An 18,331-nucleotide genomic window follows, 5' to 3' on the forward strand; every position below is an offset into this window, starting at 1 on the left:
ACAGGAGTCCGTTGTGAGCTTCGTGTCCGCGCTGCCGCGCAGCGCCAGAGCCAGACGTGGCATCGCCTGGCTGATGGTTCCAATGATGTTGGTGACCTTCTTCGCCGCTCCGGCGAAGGCGGACAATCCGCTCGTGCAGCACGTCTACACGGCCGACCCGGCGCCGCTGGTGCACAACGGCCGGGTGTACCTCTACACCGGACGCGACGAGGACGGCTCGACCTACTTCACCATGCGGGAGTGGCGGGTCTTCTCCTCGGCGGACATGGTGAACTGGACCGACCACGGCGTCCCGATGAACCTGGGCACGTTCGCCTGGGCCGACGCGAACGCCTGGGCCGGGCACGTGGTCGCCCGCAACGGCCAGTTCTACTGGTACGTGCCGGTGCGGCAGCGCTCGAACGGGCAGATGGTGATCGGTGTCGGCGTCTCCAGTTCGCCGACCGGGCCGTTCCGCGACGCGCTGGGTCGGCCGCTGGTCGGCAACAACGAGATCGACCCGCACGCCTTCATCGACGACAACGGCCAGGCGTACCTGTACTGGGGCAACCCGAACCTGTGGTACGTCCGGCTGAACGCCGACATGATCTCGTTCTCCGGCAGCCCGACGCAGATCCCGCTGACCACGGCGGGCTTCGGCACCCGGACCGGCAACGCGAGCCGACCCACCCTCTACGAGGAGGGGCCGTGGGTCTACAAGCGCAACGGCGTCTACTACAACGTCTTCGCCGCCGAGTGCTGCTCGGAGTTCATCGGCTACTCCACCGCGCCCAGCCCGACCGGCCCGTGGACCTATCGGGGCACGGTCATGCCGAGGCAGGGCAGCAGCTTCACCAACCACCCCGGCATCATCGACTTCGCCGGGAACTCGTACTTCTTCTACCACAACGGCGCGCTGCCGGGCGGTGGCGGCTACACCCGGTCGGTGGCGGTGGAGCGTTTCAGCTACAACGCCGACGGGTCGATCCCGACGATGAACATGACCACCGCCGGGCCACCCCAGGTGGGCACGCTCAACCCGTACGTGACGCAGGAGGCCGAGACCATCGACTGGGCCAACGGCATCGAGACCGAGGCGTCCAGCGGGGGCGGCATGAACGTCGGGTTCATCGAGAACGACGACTGGATCCGGGTCAAGGGTGTCGCGTTCGGCACCGGTGCGTCGTCCTTCACCGCCCGGGTGGCCTCGGGCACCAGCGGCGGGAACATCGAGCTGCGGCTGGACAGCACCACCGGCCCACTGGTCGGCACCTGTGCCGTGCCGGGCACCGGCGGCTGGCAGAACTGGGCGAACACCACCTGCAACGTCAGCGGCGCCACCGGCACCCGCGACCTGTACCTGCGCTTCACCGGCGGCAGCGGCTACCTGTTCAACATCGACAACTGGCGGTTCACCGGCGGCACCGGCACCGGCGGCAACCTGGTCACCAACGGCGACATGGAGAGCGGTACGACCGGCTGGACGGTCTTCGGCGCCGGCACGCTGGCGTCGAACACCAGCGTGGTCCGGGGCGGCACGCGCTCGCTGCTGCACTCCGGGCGTACCGCGTCGTGGAACGGCCCCAGCCAGGACGTGACGTCGAAGCTGACCAACGGCCGCACGTACACCACGACGCTCTGGGTACGGTCGCAGAGCGGCACCCCGTCGGTGCGGCCGACGCTGGCGGTGACCGCCAACGGCACCACGAACTACGTACAGCTCACCCCGGCGGCCACGGTCAACGCGAACGGCTGGACCCAGCTCACCGGCACCGCCACGGTCTCGTGGAGCGGCAGCCTGACCGGCGCCCGCCTCTACGTCGAGACGGCGGCCGGCACCGACGGCCTCTACCTGGACGACGTGTCGTTCCAGTGAACCGCCGTACCGTGGGCCCGGTCGTCGGCCGGGCCCACGGTCGTGCCGGTCAGCGGGCGTCGAGTTGGGCGAGCAGGGTCTTGGGTGCCACCACCCGATACCCGTCCTCGATGACCTCGGCGAGTTCCGTCTCGTCCACACCGGTGTCCAGGCGGACACCCACCCACCCCCGATGCCCCACATAGGGCGGACGGAAGTAGGTCTGCGGGGCGGACGCGATCAGCTCCTCGGCCGAGCCCGGTGGCGCGGCGCACCACAGGTGCGGGAAGTCGTTCTGGTGGTGGCCGTCCGGCCACACCTGGGCGAAGGACTTCTTGCCCCGGATGAACCAGGCCGGCGTCCCGTGGCTGGGGCGTTCGGTGACCTCGGGCAGGTCCAGGCACACCCGCCGGATGGTCGCCACCAAGTCGGTCATCGGCACACCGTACGGCACCCGGACGCCGGGCTGGGCGAACGCCTCGCGGCCGTCACCAGCCGGCCGGCGGTGGTGGCGGCACCACCGGCGGACGGTCGTCGCAGGTCAGCGTGTTCGGCAACAGCCAGTCGGCCAGCCAGCCCCCGTCGTTGCCGCCGAGGTCGGTGAGGCGAAACTCGGAACCGGCCGGGGTGAAGCGGAACGTGCCGCAGTTGTTGACGCCCACCGCGCCCACGTGCCGGGCGTCGACGTTGGCGAAGGAGGCCGATCCGGCGGTGCGGGCGCTCACCACGGAGGTGCCGGTGCCGTCCACCCGGACGTCGCGGAAGTGCACGCCGTCGATCGCGTACAGGTCCTTCACGCCCCACTCGCTGACCAGCATGATCGCGTTGTAGGTGTTGTCGAGGTACGCGTCGCCGGTCACCTCGATGCGGGCGTCGATGCTGCGGTCCAGCGCGTACAGCCAGATCGCGCCGAGGCCAATGTTCCAGTTCAGCTCGTACGTGCCGGCGCGGGCGGTGGTGTTGTCGCTGATCCGCAGATACCCGTCGAACGGTTCCGCGCCGAAGCGGGCGCCGACGTGCAGGGCGCTGCCCTCCCGGACCGGGTCGGCGATCAGGTTGCGGGAGACGGTGTTGTCGGTGCCGCCGTAGATCGCGATGCCGTTGGCCAGCACCGGCGACTGCACGGTGTTGCGGTCGATCACGTTGCGCGCGTTCGCCGTCGACTCCGACCAGAGGGCGAGGCCGTCGTCGCCGGTGTTGCGGACGAAGTTCTCCGCGATCAGCGAGTCGGTGACGCCGGTGTGGAAGTTCACCGCGTCGGCGATCTGGTCGACGATGATGTTGCCGGTGATCCGGACGTTGCGCATCGGGCCGTCCAGCCAGATGCCGACCTTGGTGTGCCGGATGTGCAGCCCGTGGAAGGTGGAGTCGGAGAACGCGCCACCGATGGCGTTGACCTGGTCGGTGTCGATCCGCTCCCGGACGTCGCCGAGGACCGCGAACCCGGACAGGTGCACGTTTCGGCTACCGCCCTCGGCGGCGTCCCGGCCGTAGAAGCCGACGCCGGTGTGCACCGACCCGTCCGGCGCGGGCGTCGGCAACGCCACCTCGCGGCCCCTGACGACGGTGTACCAGTTGCCCGCGCCCTCGATCGTCACGTCGTCGACGGCGATGTGCCGGTTCACCTGGTAGGTGCCGGGCGGCAGGTAGACGGGCAGTTTGGCACGCTTGGCGGCGACGATCGCCCGTTCGATCGCGGGGGCCGCGTCCCGCCGCCCGGTGGGGTCGGCACCGAAGGCCAGCACGTTCGCGGCGCGCAGCCGGACCCGGGGCGGCCCGACCAGCTCCGAGTCGAGCAGGTCGATCACGGTCCAGGCGGCGGTAGTGCCCTGCGGCATGGTGAGCCTGATCTTCTCGCCCGCCCGGTGGGTGCGGCCGAGCAGCAGGCGCTCCTCGTCGTAGAAGTGGCTGGGCCGGAAGGGCTTCTGGATGCTCGGGTACGGCGTGGTCTCGGCCGGTACGCAGGAGCACTCGGTGATCCACCAGTCCGGGTGCAGCAGGTCGGCGTCGGGATCGTTGGTGAACGGATACTGGTTGTAGAGCCAGGAGTACTGCGAGGTCAACGTCATGGTGCGCAGGTGCCGGCCGTTGGCCGCGACGTCCAGCGGCGCGGTGATCCCGCCGCCGCCGGGCGCGTCCGGGATGCTGTAGCGCACGGTGATCGCGTTGGCGGCGGCCGGCAGCACGAACTCGACGTACTGGCCGGCGCGCAGCTTCACCGCCCGCCGCCCGCTGGCCTCCGACGGCAGCGTGTAGGCCCGCCGGTCGGGACCGATCACCTCGCCGTTCGTGGTCGCGTTCTCCGCCTCCTGCTCCAGGAAGGCGACCCGCGCGCCCCGGCCGGTGACCAGGGCCGGATCGAGGGCGGCCCGGGTCACCACCGGCCCCGGGGCGTCGGGACGGCCGGCGGCACCGGCGGGTGGCCCGGCCAGGATCGCGCCGACGGTGGCCAGTGCCGTGACGGCGGCGGTCACCCGCAGCCGGGCCGGGGATCTGTCTCGGTGCATGGGTGACTCGTCTCTGCTCGGTGGTGGGGGAGGCGACCGGGCACGGTCAGGCGGCGTAGACCTCGAACTGGGAGAGCTGGCCGGCGGGCCAGCCGGTGTTGCCGGTGAACCGGACCCGGACGTACCGGGTCGGCGAGGCGGCGACGGTCAGCGTCACCTGGTTGCCGGTCGCCGGGTCGAACACCCGGCCGGCCTCGGCGACCAGCGTGGTCCAGGTCGTGCCGTCCGTGCTGCCCTGCACCGCGAGCGTCTGGGTGCGGGTCTGCCAGGCCGGTGAGGGCGGCACCCGGAGCACCACGCGCCCGGCGGTGCCGACCGTGCCGAGGTCGACCTGCACCCACTGGGGGAAGGCGTGGTTGGCGCTCTCCCAGTAGCTGTTCGGGTCGCCGTCGACCGTGGCCGGGCTGGGGTAGCCCGGCAGACTGCTACTGGCGGTGGTGGGCCGACCACGGGCAAGGTCGGTGCCGGGCGGTGGTCCGTCGCCGACGACCGGCGGGGTGGGCCGCACCGGGGTGAGCGCCAGGTGTCCCTTCAGCATCCGTCCGCCGTCGGCGGTGATCCGCAGGTAGTAGTCGGCGGAGCAGAAGGTGCCGTCCTCGTCGAGCGCGCGGATGCCCGCGCCGGCCGGCGTGCTCGCCCGCGTCTCGGTGGTCTTGGCGATCTGGTTGCCCTCGTTGTACTCGTCGAACATCGACACGTAGAGGCCCTGCGCGCCGAGCCGGACCATGTTGTAGAGGTGCCGCCAGTAGAAGTCGCCGTGCCGGCGGTGCCCCTGGGACAGGTCGCCCGGCATCACGCAGGGCTGGTAGTCGATGCCGTGGGCGGCGCAGTCGGCCAGGTCGGGGACGTTGACGTTGGCGTGGAACCAGTCCAACCCGTCCAGGGTGCCGGTGCGCCCGACCATCCACGGCGAGAGCATGTGGAACGCGCGGTAGACGTCGCCGAAACCGGGCCGGGAGTCGTTGACGCCCTGCCGCCAGTAGGTCGGCACCCCACCGATCACGTAGCAGCCCTGCGCCTTGAACCAGGTGACCACGTCGAGGCAGGGTCCCGGGGCGAACGGACGCCCGTCGTCGGCGAAGCCGAAGCCCCAGATGCAGACGACCGGCCTGCCGTTCTGCCGGGCGTACGCCGACGAGGCGGTGTACGCCGCCATCCGCGTCGTCCAGTCCTGCTTGATCTGCGACTGCATCGACGTCCAGCCGGTGACGTCGTACATGATGTAGAACCTGCGCCCGTGTCGTTCGGCCGCGTCGCGCACCTTCGCCGCCATCGCGTCGCGGGTCGGCCCCTCGTCGCCGAACGGGTTGAACCGCTGCAACGCGGCGGTGTCGCAGCCGTGCTCGCGCATCCAGCGGAAGTGGGTGTCGACCGTCTGCTGGTCGTAGGAGGAGAACAGCGTCGCGGGTCGACCGTCGCCGAGGTTCGGGTACGCGGTCGGGTAGCCGCGCGTGTACTCCCGCATGTCGGGCCAGGACACGATCGTGGTGTTGCCGGGGGAGGGCGGCTGGAACCGGTCCCTGCTCCAGTGCCACCAGCCGCCGATCGGGGCGTCGTCACCCGGGCAACTGAACCAGCCCTGGTAGCCGACGGTGACCTTGCCGACCACGTCGCCGGGCGGACTGGCCGCGTACGCGGCGGGGGTGACGGCGGGCAGCGTGTCGCCGACGGCGGCGAGCGCGGAACCGGCGGCGATGGAGCCGAGCACGGTGCGGCGGGTGAGCGCCATGCCGACCACTCCTTCGAATCCTACGAGGGCAGGGGGTGAATCGACGGTCATGATGCCAGCCGTGGACACAGACTCGCAATACTCCGACCATCGAATGAAAGACTGCGGCAATATGAGTGTAAGAAGCGCATGCTCATGTCGGCCGCCGCCGGTCGGAGCAGAGCAAAGGGGACGCACGGTGGCCACTGCCCGGGGGTGGGACGTGGCGTCGCGGCGGGAAGCGGGAGTGTGAGCGGAAGCGGGAAGCGGCCTCAGTGACGTGGCGCGGGCGCGGCGATCTGCTGGTGCAGCCGGTCGAGCCGTTCGAGCACGTCGAACATCATGATCCGGAGCGAGGCGGTGTCCGCGTCCCGGTCCGTGGCCACCCGACCGAAGGTCGCACCGTAGTAGAGCGCGGACAGTACGGCGGGGGTGACCACCTCGGTGAGTCCCACGTCCCGCAGCACTGCCCCGGCCGCGCCGTCGTCGGTGGTCAGCCCGAGCAGCAGGTGGCTGCCGGCGATGGTGGCGGACCCGTGGTCGGCGGCCTGGGTGGCGGCTGTGGCCAACGTCGTGCGGGCGCCGGCGCCCAGCGTGGGTGGCGTGGCCCCGCCGTGGCGTCGCGAGGGGCGGGACCGCCCCGGCCGACGGCCGACGGCTCCGTCGATCGCGGCCTGGATCGAGGCGGCCGGGAAGCCGAGCAGGTCGACGGCGTTCAGCACCAGGCTCTCGCCCTCGTCGAGGAACGCCTGGAGGAGGTCGACCGGTTCGACGACCGCCGACCCGCGAGCCGCCGCGACGTCGTACGCCTGGCGCAGGATCGCCGCGACGTGGTGGTTCGGCGGCGGCGTCAGCGTGACCGGCTCGGGCAGCGCGAGGTCGGACACCGCGTCGTGCGCGACCCGGTCCGCGCCGTCGAGCGCCCGGGTCAGCGCGGTCTGGCAGATCCGGGAGATCGGCAGCCGCGCCTGGCGTACCCGCTCGGCGAGCGCGTCGGGCAGGTAGACGTTGATTTTGGGCATGGTGGGGGTCCTGTCGCGGCTCGTCGGTGTGGAGGCGGGGTCGGCGTGGAGGCTGGGGTGCAGGTCACAGCGTTCACCGGCTTGATCTCCTGTAAATCCTAGGGGCATACTAGGGTTATGCCAACGCCGCTGACCGCCCGCCGCGCGGTCGACTACGGTCGCACCGGCAGCGCGCTCTGTCCCTGCCGCTGACCCGGCCGCAGATCGCCGGGGCCCGCGCGAAGGCATCCACCACCCCCCCCACGCACCGGTACACGTACGCGTCCGACCACGGACGCGACCCGCGCCTGCCCGCCGCACGGTGCGTCGACCGGCACCCCGACTACGACAAGGCAGTCACCCCATGACCCAGCACGTCCCCACCCCCTCGGCACGACGGGCCGCACCGTTCGGCACCGACGAACTGGCCGCCGCCCGCACCGACCTCACCACCGCCGTCAACCGGATCTTCGCCGCCTCGGCGATGTCCGCCAGCGGACACGGCAACATCAGCGTCCGGTTGCCGGGCCATCACGACCTGCTCGCGATCAACGCGGGTGAACTGCTGCGCCCGTGGCCCGCCGACGACCTGCGCGTCGGCGTACCCGCCCTGCGGACCGTGAACGACGAGGTCGTCGTGGTGAACCTCGACGGCGAGGTGTTGTACGGCACGCCCACCACGTCGGTGGCGGCCATCCTGAAGATGCACGTCGGCGTCTACCAGGCCCGCCCGGACGTGGCCGCCGTCATCCACACCCACTCGCCCCACGCCACGGGCTACGCGCTCGCCTCGACCAGCCTGCCCGCCCGGTACGAGGCGTTGCTGGTGCACGGCCAGGCCGTGGACGTACCGGTCGCGCCGTGGGCGCCGCGCGGCACCGCCGAGGCGGTCCGCGCCATCGCCGACACCTACCGGGCCCACCCCGAGACGTACGGCGTCCTGCTGGGCAACCACGGCCTGCTCGTCGCCGGGGACGATGCGAGGCACGCGGCGAGCCTGGTGGTCGCCATCGAGGAGGCCGCCGTGTCGAGCGTCGCCGCCCGGCCGCTCGGTGGACCGGTGCCCTTCCCGGAGTACGTCAACGACCTCGACCTGCGTCTGCGTTTCTGACCGACCCCGTCAGCCACCCGAGAATCGAGAAAGACCATGTTCCGCACGACCCCGACCCTCCGGCACGTACCCGCCACATCCGCCGTTCGCCGCGGCCTGGCCGGCGTCCTCGCCGCCACGCTGTTGACCACCACCCTCGCCGCCTGCTCCTCCGCCGACGACTCCGCCGACGCGGCCGGCACGGACGGCCTGACCACGGTCCGGCTGGCCTCCGCGCCGCTCGGCCACCTCGCGCCGATCTACCTCGCCCAGGACAACGGCATCTTCGCCGAGCACGGCCTGCGGGTCGAGGTGGACACCCAGACCTCCGACCTGACCTCGGTGCCGTCGGTGCTGGCGGGCAAGGTGGACTTCGCCACCGGCGACCTGACCACGCTGATCGTGGCGCGCACCCAGGGGCTGGACGTGAAGGCGGTGGTGCCCGCGTCCGCGTCGACCGGTAAGGCGGGCGCGGACTACGGCGCGCTCGTGGTGGCCGGCGACTCCGGCATCACCAGCCCCAAGCAGCTCGAAGGCAAGACGGTGGCGGTGAACATCCTGACCAACATCGCCGCAGCCGCCGCCCGCGAGGCGGTTCGGACCGCCGGCGGCGACTCCGACTCGGTGAAGCTGGTCGAGATCCCGTTCCCGCAGGTCCCGGCCGCGATCAGTGAGGGACGGGTGGACGGCGCCTGGGTGGTGGAGCCGTTCCTGTCGGCGGCCAAGGCGCAGGGCGCGGTGCCGATCGGCTGGGGCTTCACCGACCTGGCCGAGGACCTGACCGTCTCCGCCTGGTACACCTCCGGCACCTACATCGGGCAGCGCCCGGAGGTCGTCTCGGCCTTCCGCGACGCCATCCGGGAGGCGTACGCGTACGCCCGCGAGCACGAGGACGAGGTGCGCGCGAAGATCCCCACCTTCACCCAGATCAGCCCCGAGGTGGCGAAGACCATCACCATCACCGGCTGGCGGGACGAGGTGAGCCGGCAGGCCGCCGAGAAGCTCGCCGGGTACGCGCGACGCGACGGCCTGATCAGCAGCACGCCGAACCTCGACGAGCTGATCCTGCCGTGACCACGAGCAGCCGCACGCCGGCCCCCACCCGGGGGTCGGCCGGCGGCCCGGTCGCCGGTCGCCGGCTGCTCGGCGTGGTCGGGCTGCTGGCGGCGGCGGCCGGGTACGAGGCGGTGACCCGCGTGTTCTTCTCGCCGCTGCACGTGCCGCCGCTGTCCGCTGTCGCCCCGGAGGCACTCCGCCTGCTCACCGAGGCCCGGTTCTGGACCGCGACCGGCCGTACCCTGCTGGCCGTCACGTCCGGTCTGGTGATCGCCGTGGTGGCCGGGATCGTCGTCGGCTTCGCCATCGGCTCGGTGCCGTGGCTGCTGCGGGTCACCTCGTCCACCCTGGACTTCCTGCGCCCGGTCCCGTCGATCGTGCTGATCCCGGTGCTGGTCCTGGTGCTGGACGTCGCGCAGATCACCGTCCTGCTCGTCGCCGTCTCCTGCTTCTGGATCGTGCTGTTCCAGGTGCTGTACGGGCTGCGCGACGTGGACCGGGTGGCCGTGGACACCGCCCGCAGCATGCGACTGGGCCCGCTGGCCCGGGTCGTGCACGTGACCTGGCCGACGGTGCTGCCGTACCTCGGCACCGCGCTGCGGTTGATCGTCTCGGTGGCGCTCGCGCTGGCCATCACCGGCGGGCTGGTGATGGGCGCCGCCGGTCTCGGCGAGCTGATCTGGAGCAGCCAGGAGTCCGGCGAGTTCACCGGCATGTACGCGCTGGTGCTGCTGACCGGCGGGGTGGGGATCCTGCTCGACCTGGGCGCCCGCCTGGCCGAGCGCCGGTTGCTGCACTGGCACGTGGCGACCCGGCGGGAGGTGGCGACCGGATGACCGGCCCACGATCCGTCCCGCTGCGCACCGGCCTGGCCCGGGGTGCCTCCGCCGTCGGATTCGCGCTGGGGCTGCCGGTGTTGCTGTTCGCCCTCTGGTGGGTGCTCAGCGCGGACAGCACCAACATCTTCCTGCCGCCGCTGCGCCGCATCGTCGAGGCGTTCGGTCAGGTCTGGCTCTCCGACGTCCTCGTCCGCGACGTGGTGCCGAGCCTGCGCCGGCTCGCCACCGGGTACGCCGCCGCGCTGGTGATCGGCGTCGGCGTCGGCTACGTGGTCGGCCGCTGGTCGGTGGTACGCGCACTGACCAGCCCGATCCTCGCCTACTTCCGGGTGCTCCCGGCCCCGGTGATGATCCCGGTGCTGCTGGTCGCGGTCGGCATCGGCGACGCCACGAAACTGATCGTCATCGTGCTCGGCGCGGTCTGGCCGATCCTGCTGAACACCGCCGACGGCGTACGCGCCGTGGACCAGGTCCACCTGGAGACCGCCGCCGCGTACCGGCTGCCGAGCTGGACCCGGCACGGCCTGGTCCTGCGTGCCGCGAGCCCGCAGATCTTCGCCGGTGCCCGCCAGGCGCTGGGCATCTCGCTCATCGTCATGGTGGTCAGCGAGATGCTGATGAGCACCGACGGCCTGGGCTTCACCGTGATCCGGTTCCAGCGCACCTTCGCCATCCCGCAGATGTGGAGCGGCGTGCTCCTGCTCGGTCTGCTCGGCTTCGCCCTGGCGAAGGTCTTCGAGCTGGTCGAGCGGCGTGCCCTGCGGTGGCACCGAGGCACCACCGGACGAGAGGAGTCATCGTGACAGTCGGACCCGACCTGCTGCGGATCGACGCGCTGGGCAAGTCGTACCGGGCCCGGGAGCGCACCGTGGACGCCCTGGCCGGGGTGAGCCTCACGGTCGGCGACGGCGAGTTCGTCACCGTCGTCGGGCCGTCCGGCTGCGGCAAGACCACGCTGCTGAAGATCGTCGCCGGGCTGCTGCCCGCGTCGACCGGGGAGGTGTACCTGGCCGGGCAACGGGTCACCGAGCCCCCGGCCGACCTGGGCGTGGTCTTCCAGGAGTACGGCCGCAGCCTGTTCGCCTGGAAGACGGTGCAGCAGAACGTCGAGCTGCCGCTGCGGCACCGGGGGCTCGGTCGCGCCGCACGTCGGGAGGCGGTCGCCGAGGCGCTCGACGCGGTCGGGCTGGCCCAGACGGCACGGGCGTACCCGTGGCAGCTCTCCGGCGGCATGCAGCAACGGGTCGCCATCGCCCGCGCGATCGCGTACCGGCCCCGGCTGCTGCTGATGGACGAGCCGTTCTCCGCGGTCGACGCCCAGACCCGCGGTGACCTGGAGGATCTGCTGGCCACGCTCTGGCGGCGGTACGCGATGACCGTCCTGTTCGTCACCCACGACATCGACGAGGCGGTGTACCTCGGCCAGCGGGTCGTCGTCCTCGGTGCCGCCCCGACCGGCGTCGTCGCCGAGTTCCCGGTCGACCTGCCGCCCAAGCGTGACCAGCTCGGCACCCGTTCCTCGGCCCGCTTCGGCGAACTGCGCGCCCAGGTCTACGCGCGGGTCCGCCGCGCACCCGAACCCGAAACCCCGCGAACCCACGAGGTGACCCGATGAGCGAGCAGTCCCCGGAGACCGCACCACGCTGGCAGGACACCGGCGGCGGGGAGGGCCCGCTCTGGTCCTTCCACGTCGGCGAGGTGGAGGTCTTCCCGATCCGCGAGGTCGACTACCTCCCGCGCCCGACGGACTTCTTTCCGCAACTGGAGACCGAGTCCTGGACCGACGGTGCCTTCTACACCGCCGAACCGTTCACCCGCGACGGCCGGATCGTGCTCAACCAGGAGGCCCACCTGCTCCGGACGAAGGACCGGCTGATCCTGGTCGACGCCGGTGGCGGCAACGGCAAACCCCGCAACGGCGGCGTCTTCGACCGCGCCGACCGACCGTTCCTGGAACAGTTCGCCCGCGCCGGGGTCCGCCTCGACGACGTCGACACGGTGGTCTTCACCCACCTGCACGTCGACCACGTCGGCTTCGCCACCAGCGCCGACGGCTCCGGCGGCTGGGTGCCGACCTTCCCGAACGCCCGCTACCTGGTGGTCCGCGAGGAGTTCGACTGGTGGACCGGCCCCGACGGCGCTGCGGCGCTGCGGCGCACCGGCGACTACCTCGCGGACAGCATCCTGCCGCTGCGCGACGCCGGTGTGCTCGACCTGGTCCCGGCCGATCACGTACTGACGCCGGAGATCCACCTCGTACCGGCGTTCGGGCACACCCCCGGCAACGTCTACCTGGTGGTCGAGTCCGCCGGCCGACGCGCCCTGTTCGCCGGGGACATGCTGCACCACGGGGTGCAACTGGAGCGTCCCGAGTGGAGCATCCGGTACTGCGTGGTGCCGGGCGACTCCGCCGACCAGCGCCGCCGCCTGCTGGAACGGGCCGCCGACTCCGGTGACCTGCTGGTGCCGACGCACTTCCCGTTCCCCGCCGCCGGATACGTGCACCGGGCCGAGCGCGGCTTCACGTACACCTTCATCGAGGTCTGATGCCGCCGCTGTTCGTCGCCGACTTCCACACCCACCACGCCTGTCCGGCCTATCCGGCGCTGCCGCCCCGGCACGCCGCCCCGGAACTGGCCGAACGCTGGCGCGGGCTGGCCCGCCGGATCGCCGACCTGGAGGGGCTGCTGGCCGACACCGGTCGGCACGGCATCGACCTGCGGGTGCTCAGCGCGCCACCGGCGCTGGTGACGCCGCACGGCGAACGCACCCGCCCGGACGACCTGCGGCGGCTCAACGACCATCTCGCCGAGGCGGTGGCGAGCGCACCGGACCGCCTGCGGGGCCTGGCCACCATCGACGCCTTCGCCGGTGACCCGGCCGCCGACGAGGCGGTACGCGCCGTGCGGGAACTCGGGCTCTCCGGGCTGGTGGTGGACTGCGCCACCGACGGGCTCCTGCTCGGCGCGAAGGCCGCCCGCCCCACCCTGGCCGTCGCGGCGGACCTCGGCGTGCCGGTCTTCGCGCACCCGATCAGCCCGGTGGCGATGACCACCGCCTTCGCCGGTCTCGGTCGGTTCGGCACCTCGCTGGCCCGGGGCACGATCAACGCCGCGGCGCTGCTGTCGTTGCTGGTCGACGGCGTGCTGGCCGAGCTGCCGGGGCTGCACGTGGTCTTCCCGATGCTCGGGGTGGCCGGGCTGTCCCTGGCCGCCGCCACCGACGGGGGAGAGGTCCTGACATCGGCGGCGCCCGCGTCGCAGCGCGCGCACGTCTATCTCGACACGATGGGGTTCGCACCGGCCGCCATCAGGTTCGCCACCGACCTGCTCGGGGCCGACCACGTGCTGGTCGGCGGGGACTGGCCGATCGGCCCGCGCGCCACCAGCCGCGCCCGGGTCGAGTCGGCGCTGGCGCGGGCCGGACTGGACGAGGCCGACACCCGGCTGGTCGCCGGGGGCAACGCGCTGCGGCTGCTCGGTGCCGGGCCGGACCGCTGACCTGGGTGGGTAGGTCTCTCGTCGTCCGAGCGACACGAGACCTACCCACCTGCCCGCTCAGGCGGCGGGCCGGTCAGCTCACGGTTGCGCGGCCCAGAGCAGAGCCCGACCCAACTGCGGCTGGAGCCCCTTGGGGTGCAGCCGGAACGTCGGGTTGCTGCCGAACAGCACCACCCCGTTGCCGCCGGGGCTCACGCTCCGGACGATGCTGGCCTGGTGCGCGGCGGCGGCCTGCCCGTTCGCCCCGGTGGTCGCCCACCAGCCGGCGAGCAGCGGATCGGCGGCGTACGACTGCTCCACGGTCACCCCGGCACCGAGGTTGGTGAACCAGACCGGCTGGCTGATGAACGTGTACGGGCTGGCGTCGGTGCTCACCGGGCCACCCCGGTTGACCACGTTCGCCACCCCGCTGGCCAGCGAGGGCCCGGCGGTCGCGGTGACGCTCAGCAGGGAGGTGGCGTTGCCGAAGGCCGCCCCGGCGGTGCCGAGACCGACCACGCCGCCGCCCCGTGCCAGGAACGCGTCCAGCGCGGCCCGGTTCTCCGGCGTCAGCGTCGCCACGTTCAGGTTGCTCGCCACCAGCAGCACGTCGACCTCGTCGGTCAGCGTGCCGGCAAGCGTCGCGGCGGTCACCTGCCGCGCCTCGAAACCGAGGGCGGCCAGGGTGTCGCGCTGCTCCACGCCACCCAGGTAGCCGACGACGATCTCCCCCACCGGGGTGCCCTGCCAGCGGGCCGGAGCCCGCTCGAAGGTCACCCCGTGCGTCCGCACCGCCTCCTGAAGCAGCTTGCGGCTGCCCGGGGTGGACGGCACCACCACCGACCCGTCGGCCAGCCGGTACACCCGCAGTCCCTTGCGGACCAGCGAGTTGACCACGAGCAGGTCGGCGGCGTCCTGGATGTCCAACCGGAGGTCGGCGCTGGCCGGCGGCAGCGTGCCCTCGGCCACCCCGTCGTGGACCCGGGTCAACTGCACCTTCGGCAGCTTCTCGTCCCACAGGGTGTCGACGGTGGCGCCCCAGGTCAGCCCCTGGCTCCACGCGGCCGGGCCGGCGTACAGGTCGTTCACCCGGTCGGTCAGGTCGATACCCGGTTCGAGCAGCGAGTTGACCAGGCCACGCTTGGGCTGGTGCAGGTCGATCACGTACGAGCCGGCGGGGTAGCTCCTACCGTCGGCCCGGAAGGACTGCTTGGCCTTCCACACCCGACCGCCGCTGCCGATCAGCAGGTCGACCAGGCGCGCGGCGGCCGGCGCGGAACGCTGCCCGGCACCGGTCGGGATGACGTACGCCCGGGGGAAGACGGTGTTGTAGTTGTCCTCCGGGCCCCAACCCGGCACGAAGTCGTCGGGGATGTCCCGCAGCGGCTCACCGGCCCACCCGCGCCGGTACACCTCCGCCTGGTCGAACAGCACCTGCGCGCGGTTGTCCTGGATGTACCGCAGCGAGGACTTGATCGCCACCTCGTGCACGTCGGTGTTGATGCCCGACCGACGCACCCGTTCCTGCGGCGTCAGCGTCGTGCCGCGCGGGTTGAGCGGCGCCTCGATCGTGTACGGGATGCTGCTCTGCAACAGCGCGAACGACGGCACGTAGATCGGCGGGAAATCGTCCCACACCCCAGGAGCGTCGTCCCGGAACGGGATCCGGGCCCGCTGCGTCTCGGCGTGACCGAGCGCCCGCAGGTCCTCCTCGATGCCCAGCGCGTTCGGCAGCGCGTGCTTGATGAACAGGTCGTACTCGTTGTTGACGTTGTGCGGCGGAGTGCTCGGGTGCAGCAGCGTCGGGCTGACGTAGCCGTGCAGGTCGAGCGTGATGATCGGCTTGGTGTCGACGACGAGTTCGCGGATCAGGTTCGTCTCCGGCTGCGAGACGATGGTGAGATCCCGGTTGAGGTCGTACCCGTTGCCGTTGGCCCGGGTGCCGGCGACCCGGCCGTCCGGGTTGGCGGTGATGTTGAAGATCAGTCGGTTACGCGTGAGCAGCGTCGCCACCTCGGGATCGGTGCTGGTGGCGTACTCCTCGATGACCCGCAACGCCGCGTCGGTGCCCTCCCACTCGTTGCCGTGGATGTTGGCGTTGACGAACAGCGGCGTCTTGTACCCGGCCAGCAGCTTGCGGTCGGTGCGGGCCCGGACCGGGTCCTCCTCGATCAGGCGCTTCCACTCCTCCTGCTGGCGGGCCTCCTTCCGGGACTCCGGGGCGGTGACGACGACCGCGTACAGGTCGTGGCCGCCGCTGGACCGGCCGGCCACCCGGGCGGAGACCCGGTCACTCGCGGCCTGGAGGGCGTTGAGCTTCGGGGCGATCTCGTCGTAGGGGATGACGCCGATCGGGATGGAGGCGTCGGCGGGGTTGTCCGGCCAGACCGGCAGCACGTTCTGCCGGGGGTAGCCGGCGATCTCGTGCAGGCCGGGCGCCGACGGCGGCACCGCCGGCAACGCCGAGGCGTTCGCCGGTGCGGCCCAGGCCGTCGTGCCGAGCAGGGTGAGGGCGAGCCCGGCGGTGGCCAGACGTATGGACGTTTTGTGCACGATGGACAGCTCTCCTGTCGGGATGGAGCGGTGCCGGTGACGGGCGCGACGGTAGGGCCGGAGACCTAACGCGGATGGCGACGCCCGCGACGGGCGGAAGAGGGGGAACCCGGCGTCAGCGGCAGGGTCGACAGGCAGCGCTGGCGACGCGCAGGAGGTCGATGTGACCCCGCTTGGTCAGATAGGCGCTTCGCACGCTGAGGATCTTTCCCCGGACCATCCCCGAATGTCAATGTGCTGATCGACCTCGTCACACCGGCGGCGGGTCAGCGGGACACCACACCGTTCTGGTACGCCCAGACGACCGTCTGCAACCGGTCCCGTACGCCGATCTTCGCCATCGCCCGGCCGAGGTGTGACTTGACGGTGCTGGTCTCGATGAACAACTCGGTGGCGATCTCCACGTTCGACAGACCCTGGGCGAGCAGCCCGACGATCTCGGCCTCCCGGGCGGTGAGCTGGTGCGCGGCCACCGCGTCGGTGCGCGGTGCGGCGGTGCGGCGGGCGAACTCGGTGATCACCCGACGGGTGACCGCCTGGTCGACGAGCCCGTATCCGCCGGCCAGGCGGCGTACCGCCTCGATCAGCTCCTCGGGCTCGCAGTCCTTGAGGATGAACCCGCTGGCACCGGACTCCAGCGCGCCGAAGACGTACTCGTCGAGGTCGAACGTGGTCACCACGAGCACGGCGGGCGGCGTCTCGGTGGCCGCGCCGACGATCCGGCGGGTGGCGGTGAGCCCGTCGCCGCCGGGCATCCGGACGTCCATGCAGATGACGTCCGGCCGGTGTCGGCGGGCCAGGTCGACCGCCGCGTCGCCGTTCGACGCCTCGGCCACCACCTCGATGTCCCCGGCCTGCTCCAGGATGACCCGGAACCCGGCCCGCACCACCGCCTGGTCGTCGACGAGCATCACCCTGATCATGTCGGGTCCCCCTTCGCGGTCGCCGTCGCGACGCGGGCGGCCTCCGGTCCGGTCGGCAGGCTCACGGTGACCGCCCAGCCGCCGTCGGCGGTCGGTGCGGCGGTGAACTCGGCGCCGATGAGCTGTGCGCGTTCCCGCATACCCACCAGGCCCACGCCACCGGTGGCGCGGGTGGCCGGCTCGGGCCGCCGGGTCGGCGGGTCGTTGCGTACCTCAAGCGTCACCCGACGGTCCAGGTAACGCAGCGCCACCCGGACCGGGGCACCGGGGGCATGCTGGCGGGCGTTGGACAGCGACTCCTGCGCCACCCGGTAGAGCGCCACGTCGGCGATCGGTGGCACCTCGCGCGGCTGCCCCTCACGGACGAACTCGACCGGGCCGCCGAGGTCACCGGCGGTGCGGACGAGGTCGTCGAGGACGGCCAGGCCGGGCACCGGGACGGTGCCGTCGCCCGCGTCCGCCCCGGTCCGCCCGCGCAGGACCCCCACCACCAGGCGCAGGTTGTCCAGGGTCTGCTTGCCCTGGGCGCGGATCCAGGCCACCCCGGCGCGGGCCGCCGCCGGGTCGCGGTCGATCAGGCGCTCCACCGCCGCCGCCTGCACCACCATGCCGGACAGGTGGTGGGCGGCCACGTCGTGCAGCTCCCGCGCCATCCGGGACCGTTCCGCGCCGATCGCCGCCTGCACGCCCGCCTGCTGCGCCCGGACCGCCTCGTCGGCCCGGAGCCGGACCAGCTCGACGTAGCGCCGATAGGTGGCGACGTAGCCGCCGACGAAGGCCGCGCCGAGGTAGGTCAGGGCGCTCGCGGTGAGGCTGCCGATCGTGGTGAGGAGGAGGTCGGAGGCGGCGGCGACGGCGGTGGTGACCACCGCGCCCGCCGTCTCCGCCAGCGTGGCGGCCCCCGCGATCAGCAGCGCCGTCCGGACCGGCCGCAGCGTGCCGACGGTGTACGCGGCGACGAACGGCGCGATGCCCCGGATCGACAACTCCGGCAGGGACAGACCGACGATCACCAGTTGCAGGGCGACGACCAGGGCGAGACAGAGCAGCGGACGGACCCGGCGCAGGCAGAGCAGCATCGCCTGGACGCCGCAGAGCAGGAGCAGCGGCCAGGCCCGCGCCGGATCGAGGGAGAGCCCCTCCGCCGGTGCGACGATCCAGAACAGCAGCGCCAGCAGCAGCAGAGTGAGCACGGTGAGTGCCGCCGCGAGCAGGCAGTCCCGGGCGAAGCGGCCGGTCACGCCGAGTCGGGTGAGCTGTTCGTCGAGCCGCCCGGTCAGCCGGGGCGACCGGGGAGTCGCCTCGGTCTGCGGATCAGGGTGGGTGCTCATGCGGTGGACT

The 18,331-nt window shown here is 72.2% G+C and carries 16 protein-coding genes; 8 read left to right on the plus strand and 8 right to left on the minus strand.

All coding sequences use genetic code 11. The features are described from left to right. Positions 1-85: 85 nt before the first annotated feature. The gene (locus ACQVFL_RS12640; RefSeq protein WP_431729823.1) at positions 86-1,855 is read left to right on the plus strand and encodes a family 43 glycosylhydrolase; all 1,770 of its coding nucleotides are present in this window, start codon (positions 86-88) and stop codon (positions 1,853-1,855) included. 49 nt (positions 1,856-1,904) lie between these two features. Here the strand turns inward: ACQVFL_RS12640 and ACQVFL_RS12645 are convergent, their stop codons facing one another. The 4 genes from ACQVFL_RS12645 to ACQVFL_RS12660 form a co-directional block, all read right to left on the minus strand. Beyond that, positions 1,905-2,270 (minus strand): MmcQ/YjbR family DNA-binding protein, encoded by a 366-nt coding sequence (locus ACQVFL_RS12645; RefSeq protein ID WP_431729422.1) that lies wholly within the window; start codon positions 2,268-2,270, stop codon positions 1,905-1,907. Positions 2,271-2,322: 52 nt separating this feature from the next. Further along, positions 2,323-4,341, minus strand: coding sequence for a glycosyl hydrolase family 28-related protein (locus tag ACQVFL_RS12650; RefSeq protein WP_431729423.1), 2,019 nt, complete (start codon positions 4,339-4,341; stop codon positions 2,323-2,325). A 46-nt stretch (positions 4,342-4,387) separates the two neighbouring features. Then, entirely contained in the window at positions 4,388-6,070 is a 1,683-nt protein-coding gene (locus ACQVFL_RS12655) for a discoidin domain-containing protein (RefSeq protein ID WP_431729424.1), read from the minus strand. A 251-nt stretch (positions 6,071-6,321) separates the two neighbouring features. Next, entirely contained in the window at positions 6,322-7,071 is a 750-nt protein-coding gene (locus tag ACQVFL_RS12660; RefSeq protein WP_431729425.1) for a Clp protease N-terminal domain-containing protein, read from the minus strand. Positions 7,072-7,414: 343 nt separating this feature from the next. On the opposite strand from ACQVFL_RS12660, the gene ACQVFL_RS12665 reads away from it, so the two are divergent. From ACQVFL_RS12665 to ACQVFL_RS12695, 7 genes are read left to right on the plus strand one after another with little or no spacing between them, the layout of a single operon-like run. Next, the gene (locus ACQVFL_RS12665; RefSeq protein ID WP_431729426.1) at positions 7,415-8,161 is read left to right on the plus strand and encodes a class II aldolase/adducin family protein; all 747 of its coding nucleotides are present in this window, start codon (positions 7,415-7,417) and stop codon (positions 8,159-8,161) included. 36 nt (positions 8,162-8,197) lie between these two features. Next, a complete protein-coding gene (locus tag ACQVFL_RS12670) occupies positions 8,198-9,214 on the plus strand; it encodes an ABC transporter substrate-binding protein (protein WP_431729427.1) in 1,017 nt (338 codons plus the stop codon). After that, entirely contained in the window at positions 9,211-10,032 is an 822-nt protein-coding gene (locus tag ACQVFL_RS12675) for an ABC transporter permease (RefSeq protein ID WP_431729428.1), read from the plus strand. Before ACQVFL_RS12670 ends, ACQVFL_RS12675 begins: the two co-directional genes overlap by 4 nt. Next, complete coding sequence (locus ACQVFL_RS12680; protein ID WP_396694026.1) at positions 10,029-10,838, plus strand: ABC transporter permease; 810 nt, start codon at positions 10,029-10,031, stop codon at positions 10,836-10,838. The genes ACQVFL_RS12675 and ACQVFL_RS12680 overlap by 4 nt, the downstream gene beginning before the upstream one ends. After that, positions 10,835-11,650: an ABC transporter ATP-binding protein gene (locus tag ACQVFL_RS12685; protein WP_396694024.1), complete on the plus strand. Its 816-nt coding sequence runs from the start codon at positions 10,835-10,837 to the stop codon at positions 11,648-11,650. Before ACQVFL_RS12680 ends, ACQVFL_RS12685 begins: the two co-directional genes overlap by 4 nt. Then, positions 11,647-12,582, plus strand: a complete 936-nt coding sequence (locus ACQVFL_RS12690; protein ID WP_396694022.1) for an MBL fold metallo-hydrolase — start codon at positions 11,647-11,649, stop codon at positions 12,580-12,582. The genes ACQVFL_RS12685 and ACQVFL_RS12690 overlap by 4 nt, the downstream gene beginning before the upstream one ends. Then, the gene (locus ACQVFL_RS12695) at positions 12,582-13,535 is read left to right on the plus strand and encodes an amidohydrolase family protein (protein WP_396694020.1); all 954 of its coding nucleotides are present in this window, start codon (positions 12,582-12,584) and stop codon (positions 13,533-13,535) included. The genes ACQVFL_RS12690 and ACQVFL_RS12695 overlap by 1 nt, the downstream gene beginning before the upstream one ends. Positions 13,536-13,613: 78 nt before the next feature. Here the strand turns inward: ACQVFL_RS12695 and ACQVFL_RS12700 are convergent, their stop codons facing one another. The 4 genes from ACQVFL_RS12700 to ACQVFL_RS12715 form a co-directional block, all read right to left on the minus strand. After that, on the minus strand, positions 13,614-16,067 hold the full coding sequence (locus tag ACQVFL_RS12700; RefSeq protein ID WP_396694019.1) for a M14 family zinc carboxypeptidase: 2,454 nt from the start codon (positions 16,065-16,067) through the stop codon (positions 13,614-13,616). Positions 16,068-16,182: 115 nt separating this feature from the next. Next, a complete protein-coding gene (locus ACQVFL_RS12705) occupies positions 16,183-16,287 on the minus strand; it encodes a putative leader peptide (RefSeq protein WP_396694017.1) in 105 nt (34 codons plus the stop codon). Positions 16,288-16,333: 46 nt separating this feature from the next. Continuing rightward, a complete protein-coding gene (locus tag ACQVFL_RS12710) occupies positions 16,334-16,990 on the minus strand; it encodes a response regulator (RefSeq protein ID WP_396694015.1) in 657 nt (218 codons plus the stop codon). Next, on the minus strand, positions 16,987-18,321 hold the full coding sequence (locus tag ACQVFL_RS12715) for a sensor histidine kinase (protein ID WP_431729429.1): 1,335 nt from the start codon (positions 18,319-18,321) through the stop codon (positions 16,987-16,989). Before ACQVFL_RS12715 ends, ACQVFL_RS12710 begins: the two co-directional genes overlap by 4 nt. Between the last annotated feature and the right edge of the window lie 10 nt (positions 18,322-18,331).

This window comes from Verrucosispora sp. TAA-831 (assembly GCF_050780145.1).
In the GTDB taxonomy this organism is placed as follows: Bacteria; Actinomycetota; Actinomycetes; order Mycobacteriales; family Micromonosporaceae; genus Micromonospora.